The organism is Chamaesiphon polymorphus CCALA 037 (genome assembly GCF_003003845.1).
In the GTDB taxonomy this organism is placed as follows: domain Bacteria; phylum Cyanobacteriota; class Cyanobacteriia; order Cyanobacteriales; family Chamaesiphonaceae; genus Chamaesiphon; species Chamaesiphon polymorphus.
The window spans coordinates 1-2,417 of the sequence record NZ_PVWO01000685.1 but is presented as its reverse complement, the minus strand read 5'-3'; the positions used below and the strand labels follow the sequence as shown (position 1 = coordinate 2,417).

3 protein-coding genes are annotated in these 2,417 nt (G+C 45.3%); all 3 read left to right on the top strand.

Translation table 11 applies throughout. The annotated features are described in order from the left end of the window. On the top strand, nt 1-618 hold a 618-nt coding region (gene ruvA / locus C7B77_RS28245), incomplete at its 5' end, for a Holliday junction branch migration protein RuvA (RefSeq protein ID WP_219892308.1). Nucleotides 619-789: 171 nt separating this feature from the next. Further along, nucleotides 790-1,353 (top strand): DUF3727 domain-containing protein, encoded by a 564-nt coding sequence (locus C7B77_RS28240; RefSeq protein WP_106312900.1) that lies wholly within the window; start codon nt 790-792, stop codon nt 1,351-1,353. Beyond that, nucleotides 1,343-2,353 (top strand): endolytic transglycosylase MltG, encoded by a 1,011-nt coding sequence (gene mltG / locus C7B77_RS28235; protein WP_106312897.1) that lies wholly within the window; start codon nt 1,343-1,345, stop codon nt 2,351-2,353. Before C7B77_RS28240 ends, mltG begins: the two co-directional genes overlap by 11 nt. Nucleotides 2,354-2,417 lie beyond the last annotated feature (64 nt).

Here is a 2,417-nt window from a genome sequence, read left to right as displayed (position 1 = left end):
AGTTACCTCAAAGGCACCGCCACTCAAATCCAGACACCGACTAACAATCGATCGATCTTGGTATTAGAGGTCAACCAAATCGGGTATGAATTGCAAGTACCTCAGAGCATGGCATTAGCAGTCGCGATCGATAGCGAAATTCAGGTGTTTACGCATCAGCAAGTGCGAGAGGATGCGATCTCATTATATGGTTTTAGTTCGGCAGCCGAGCGAGATTTATTTCGACAACTAATAAGTGTTAGTGGCGTGGGAGCAAGTTTGGCGATCGCCTTATTAGATAAACTAGGATTGGCCGATACCGTTTCGGCGATCGTTACTAGCAATATTCAACGCCTTTCTACTGCTCCTGGTGTCGGCAAAAAAACCGCCGAACGCCTAGCCCTAGAACTGCGGAGCAAACTAGGACAATGGCGGGTAGACTCAGGTTTGAGCGAGTCGTTACCGCTAACGAGTTTAAATGCAACAATGCAGGCCGAAGTTGAAATGACATTGTTAGCTTTGGGATATACAAATGACGAAATTCGTCAAGCATTACAAGCAATTAGTCAAGATAGTTTGATGGTCAAAAGTCAAAACATAGAAGACTGGCTGCGCCTCGCGATCGCTAGCATTCAATAGGTCGATACATCCAAGCTGAGACTAAGCTAACGATTACAAATAATCTCCTCTGGTATGGTATTCTAATGATTGGCTTTCATCGTCTTAGTTAGTATATCTGCCGACAGTGCAGCAAGCGTTAAAATCGAAACTAGACACTAGCCACCAATTCATAACTTAAAATTCTTATACATGTCCTCATCACCCCAGTCTGAAGATTTCGATGATGCTGAATTAGTTATCCTCACCGATGAAAGAGGGCGCGAGTTGCCTTGTTACATCGAACGCGAACTCGAACTAGATGGCAAAGTTTATTTGCTATTACTACCAGAAAATGCACCAATTGAAATTTTTGCTTGGGATGAAGAAGATGATGTCACAGAGTTAGTCTCAATCGAAGAAGAAGAAGAGATCGAGCGAATCTTTGCCGATGCTCATGCCGTACTATCCGAGCAAAATCTGACCCTCAAACGTACTGCTTTTACCCTCAGTGCAGTTGGTGAATTACCACCTCTGGATCCGACTGAAGTAGTCACCATCGAACTCGATGAAGATGATGAAACATTACAGCCAGAAGAATTTCAAATTTTGGCTAGATTTTATAATGAAGAACAAGAGTATGCGATTTGCACCCCAGTAGATCCACTCTTATTTTTTGGCAAATCTGATGACAAGGGTGTTGTTTCCCTATTGTCGGAAGCGGAAGCCGAACAACTCCAACCTCGACTCGAAGATATGCTCTTGGATGAAATCTAGAACTGGAGAATTACCATTGAAACTAGTCCAAACTACTCCGAAGTGGTTATTAATTTCAACACCCATCGCCTTGCTAGCACTCCTGGCTGGTGGGGGTACATTGTGGTGGAATAGCGTCTCTGCACCTGCTTCTGGCGATCCAAATGCCCAAACCATCCAAATTCAAGTTAAACCTGGTGCGTCGGCGCAAGCAATCGGTCAAGAATTAGAAGCCAAAGGTGTGATTAAGTCCCAACTAGCCTGGAAGCTCTGGACAAACTGGCAAGCTAGGCAGGGTAAAGGCTCGCCCCAAAAAGGGACTTATGAAATAGCCCCAAATCAACCGCTAACGGCAGTAGCCGCCCAAATTTTGGAAGGTAAAGTGATCCAATCTGGGTTTACAATCCGCGAGGGTTGGAACATCAAACAGATGGGCGAATACTTTGAAAAACAAGGTTTATTCAAAGCTGCTGATTTTGTGGCGGTGGCTTATAAAGTACCCGCCGAGACGATTACCCCTGAAGGTGTCGTCACCCAAATGCTAAAACAATTCGAGCAAGTAGCCTTACCAGAGTATCAAAAAGCCGCAGCGACGAATAAACTTACCCTCTTGGAATGGGTGAGCTTATCTAGCATTGTTGAAAAAGAAGCCGTAGTCGCAGAAGAACGAGCGAGGATTGCAGGTGTATTTACTACCAGATTGGCCAAAAATATGCGCTTGGAGTCCGATCCGACCGTAGAATATGGTTTGGGCATCAAACAAACTGCCGATCGACCGTTAACTTTTGCTGAAGTTAAGCGACCCAACCCCTATAATACCTACATGAATGCCGGAATTCCCCCCGGCCCGATCGCCAGTCCCGGAATTGGCAGTCTCAAAGCCGTACTCAATCCCGATAGTACCGATTTGCTCTTCTTTGTGGCCAAATACGACGGTACGCACATTTTTAGCAAAACTCTATCTGAGCACGTCGCTGCAACTCAAGCAATCCGTCGGCAACGTCAAGCTGGCCAAAAATAACTAATTAGCAAGCTTGCGCTCTCGCACACATACTCCACAGACATTTGTGTCTGTGGAGTATTTC